Genomic DNA, 4,771 nt, shown 5'->3' on the forward strand with positions numbered 1-4,771 from the left:
AGCCCAAGAAATCAAAAACTTCAACGTCCTAGAAGGAACCCTAGCCTATATTGCCCCAGAACAAACCGGTCGCATGAATCGAGGTATAGACTACCGCAGCGACTTCTATTCTTTGGGGGTAACCTTATACCAACTGCTCACCGGAATCTTACCCTTTACCAGTAACGATCCAATAGAATTGGTGCATTGTCATATTTCACAACCGCCCATCCCCCCAGCAGAAGTAAAAAATAACGCATTAAATCTTTCCATCCCGTCAGTCGTTTCAGATCTCGTCATGAAACTGATGGCTAAAAATGCAGAAGAACGCTATCAGAGTGCATTGGGATTAAAATTTGATCTCGAAACATGTCTCAAACAATGGCAAGAAACGGGAAAAATAGAAACCTTTGAGTTAGCTACACGCGACATAGCTGGACGTTTCCTGATTCCCGAAAAACTCTACGGAAGAGAAGCAGAAGTAGAGACCTTACTGGCAGCATTCGAACGAGTCGCCCAATCTTCACCCACCGCCGACTCCCGACTACCAACTCCCCATTCTGAAATGATGCTAGTAGCTGGGTTTTCCGGCATTGGCAAAACCGCCGTTGTCAACGAAATTCACAAGCCAATCGTGCGAGAGCAAGGCTATTTTATCAAAGGAAAATTCGACCAGTTTCAACGCAACATTCCCTTTAGCGCTTTAGTCATCGCCTTCCGGGATTTGATGGAGCAATTATTAGCAGAATCCGATGCTCAGTTAGCCCAGTGGCAGAGCAAAATTCTTGCCGCCTTGGGCGAAAATGGGCAAGTGATTATTGACGTGATTCCTGAATTGGAGTCAATCATTGGCCAACAGCCGCAAGTCGCTGAACTCTCAGGCAATGCCGCCCAAAATCGCTTCAATCTCTTGTTTAAGAAATTCATTCAAGTGTTTGCGACCCAAGAGCATCCCTTAGTCCTTTTTATTGACGATCTCCAGTGGGCAGATTCAGCCTCTTTGAATTTAATGCAACTGCTAATGGGCCAAAGCGAGACCAATTATTTGTTCTTACTCGGAGCTTATCGAGATAACGAGGTATCACCTGCCCACCCCCTGATACTAACTCTAGAAGAACTGGGCAAATTGGGAGCGACGATTAATACGATAACCCTTGAACCTTTAAGGGAAATCGACCTCAATCGTTTGGTCGCAGATACCCTGAGCTGTAGCCAAGAAGTAGCTCAACCTTTAACGGAATTAATCTATCAAAAAACTAAGGGAAATCCCTTTTTTGCGACCCAGTTTCTTAAGGGATTGCATGAAGATGGTTGGATTGTCTTCGATCCCAATCTTGGCTATTGGCACTGCGACCTGACCGAAGTGCGGCAGTTGGCACTCACTTTGGATGTAGTGGAGTTCATGGCTTCTCGGCTGCTACAGCTACCCGAAGCAACCCAGGAGATTTTGAAGTTAGCGGCTTGTATTGGCAACCAATTTGACTTGGAGACCTTGGCTATTGTCAGCGAACGGGAGTTGATGGAAGTGGCAACGGATTTATGGAGGGCACTGCAAGAGGAGTTGGTTTTGCCGTTGGGCGAGACTTACAAATTTTTTCAAGCTGACCGGGAAGATAACATATCGACTGAGGAGATCTCGGTTACTTATAAGTTTCTGCACGATCGCGTTCAACAGGCGGCTTATTCTCTGATTCCCGATGACCGAAAAGAAAGAACTCATTACCGGATCGGCAAACTGCTAGAGGGAATAATTTCTCCTGAAGAACGAGAAGAGCGAATTTTTGAGCTAGTCAATCAATTAAATCATGGCAAAAATTCAATCGCAGACCCACAAGAACGTTATGAATTAGCTCGTTTGAATCTCATTGCCAGTCGCAAGGCGAGAACAGCAACTGCCTATGAAAGTGGTCGAGAATACGTCAGCATTGGCTTATCATTACTTGGAGAAAATCCTTGGCGCGAGCAATATGTAATGACTTTAGCCTTCCATGATTTAGGGGCAGAACTCGCTTCTCTATGTAACGATAGGGAAGCCATGAATAAATTCATCAAAAAGGTTATAAAATGGGTTGATAATCCCTCGGACAAAGTGAATATTTATCAAACAAAGATTCAAGCACTTATTAATCATAGTCAGCTCAATGAAGCCATTGAGCTGGGACTAGAATTATTACAAGAATTTAATGTTACTTTTCCCGAAAGACCGAAAGAAGAAGATATTCAAGAAAGCATTGAAGCAATCAAACAGGCGATCGCCGAGCGAGACATTGAAGATTTGATTCATATTCCTAAGATGAGAGATCCAGAAAAAATTGCCATTGTTCGATTAGCAACTAGCGTGACATCAGCCGCTTCCATCTCGGGTTCTCCGTTATTTCCACTCATCGTTTCCTTAGCGGTAAAACTCTCTATTGAATATGGAAATACTCCAGCATCGGCCTTTGCCTATGCAACCTATGGAATGGTTTGCACTAATCTTTTGCAAGATGTGAATATCGCTGTCAAGTTTGGTCGTTTAGCTCTTAAAGTCGCGATCGAGCCAGAAGCTAAAATCATTAAATCAAGCGTACTCACGATTTTGGGATTATTTCTGTTTCATCGTACATCTCATACCCAAAAAACCCTACCGCTTCTACAGGAGGGCTATACCAGTGGACTAGAAACGGGAAATCAAGAATATGCCGGACATAACGTTCACAGTTTCTGTTGGAATTACTTTTTGTGCGGTCAATCCCTTGTATCATTAGAGCAGCAAACTCGTCTTTATTACAATGAGTTGATAAAATTTAGTCAGTTAACCTCAGCCAATTACTGTCGAATTCATTTGCAAGCTATTTCACACCTATTGTATGGTGCAGAAAATCAGAGTATTTTGTCTGGACAATTTATCGAAGAAAATGAAATTTTATCCCAACTTATTCCTGCTTCAGATTTGGTCGGCTTGTGGTATTTTTATATCCATAAGTTGATAATTTGCTACCTATTTGCGGATATTAATTCGGCTCTAAAAAATGCCACTGAGGCAAAGAAATATGCGATCGCTGGAGCTGGAATGGCTTCTGAACCAGCATTTTATTTCTATCATTGTCTGAGCATTATTGCTACTGTCAGCTCCCATTTAGAGTCAGAGTCAGCAGCCTGGCAACAACTTGAGGAGAACCAAAAGACATTACAACAGCAATGGGCGCGCCACGCACCCATGAATCACCAACATAAATGGGACTTAATTGAAGCTGAAAAATATCGCGTTTGCGGAAAATACTATGAGGCTGGAGATTGGTACGATCGCGCCATAGCCGGAGCGAAAGAAAACGAGTACCTACAAGAAGAAGCTCTAGCCAACGAACTAGCTGCCAAATTCTACTTAGACTGGGGTAAAGAAAAGGTAGCTGCAGGCTATATGACCGATGCCTACTATTGCTATGCTCGCTGGGGAGCCAAGGCCAAAACCGACCAACTCGAAGAAAAATACCCCCAACTCCTTGCCTCCATGCTGCAACAGCCTCGCTTGGAGTTACAGAGTGGCCAAACCGCGATCGCAACTCATACTTTGACTCAAATGAGCAGTTCAAGTACTAGCACAATTAGCTCAATGCTAGATTGGACAACGGCGATGAAAGCTTCCCAGTGCCTATCGAGCGAAATGCACCTGGACAAACTTCTCTCCACCTTAATCAAAGCAGCCATAGAAAATGCCGGAGCCAATGGCGGTATTCTGCTCTTACAGCAACCGTCTGGTTGGCAGGTTGTCGCCCGATACTCCCAAGAAGGTGGCGATTTGCCTTCGACCGAGGTATTGACTGAATGCTCTATTCCCACCAGTGTAATTAATAAAGTTAAACGGACTCAAGAAGCAATTATTATTAACAATTTCCCTGACGATACTCAGTTTGCCGGCGACTCCTATCTACTACAAGAACAACCCAAAAGCTTCCTATGCGCGCCCATCCTCAATCAAGGCAAGTTGATCGGTATCCTCTATCTGGAAAACCATCTAGCCGTAGGAGCGTTTACACGCGAGCGGATGGAACTGCTCAATATGCTTTGTTCCCAAGCGGCTATCTCGATGGAAAATGCCCGTCTTTATAAACAGTCCCAAGACTATGCCCAGAAACTCGAACAATCTCTTGAAGACCTGCAACAAGCCCAACTGCAACTGGTACAAAGTGAAAAAATGTCAGCCTTGGGCAATCTAGTGGCAGGAGTAGCCCACGAAATTAATAATCCCGTAGGATTTATTGCTGGGAACATAGAACCAGCGCGAGATTATGTGCAAGACTTGTTGGAATTAATAGATCTTTATCAGCAAGAATATCCAGAGCCAAGTGAAACAATAGAAGAAGAACTAGAAGCAATAGATTTAGAGTTTTTGCGCTCGGATTTACTGCAACTGATTTCTTCAATGCGATCGGGAACCGATCGCATCAGGCACATTAGTAATTCTTTACGAACCTTTTCGCGCACCGATAAGGAGTATAAAGTCCTCTTTAATCTGCATGAAGGTCTCGACAGCACTTTGCTGATTCTCAAACATCGCCTGAAAGCCAACGAGGAGCGTCCAGCGATTGAAATTGTCAAAGACTATGGACAATTGCCACAAGTGCAATGTTTTCCAGGACAACTCAACCAAGTGTTTATGAATCTGATTGCTAATGCTATTGATGCCCTAGATGAGGGTAACCAGGGACGCAGTTTTGATGAGATTGCCAATCAGATTAAGATTACTACCTCAGCAACGGCAGAAGAGGTCACCATTCGCATTGCCGATAATGGCATGGGGATGCCAGAAGAG

1 protein-coding gene is annotated in these 4,771 nt (G+C 43.9%); it reads left to right on the top strand.

From position 1 onward, the window contains the following. Window positions 1-4,771 (top strand): AAA family ATPase (locus J7545_RS11485; RefSeq protein WP_318719577.1); only part of this gene is annotated, 4,771 nt, incomplete at both ends.

This window comes from Roseofilum sp. SBFL (assembly GCF_017746885.1).
Classification (GTDB): domain Bacteria; phylum Cyanobacteriota; class Cyanobacteriia; order Cyanobacteriales; family Desertifilaceae; genus Roseofilum.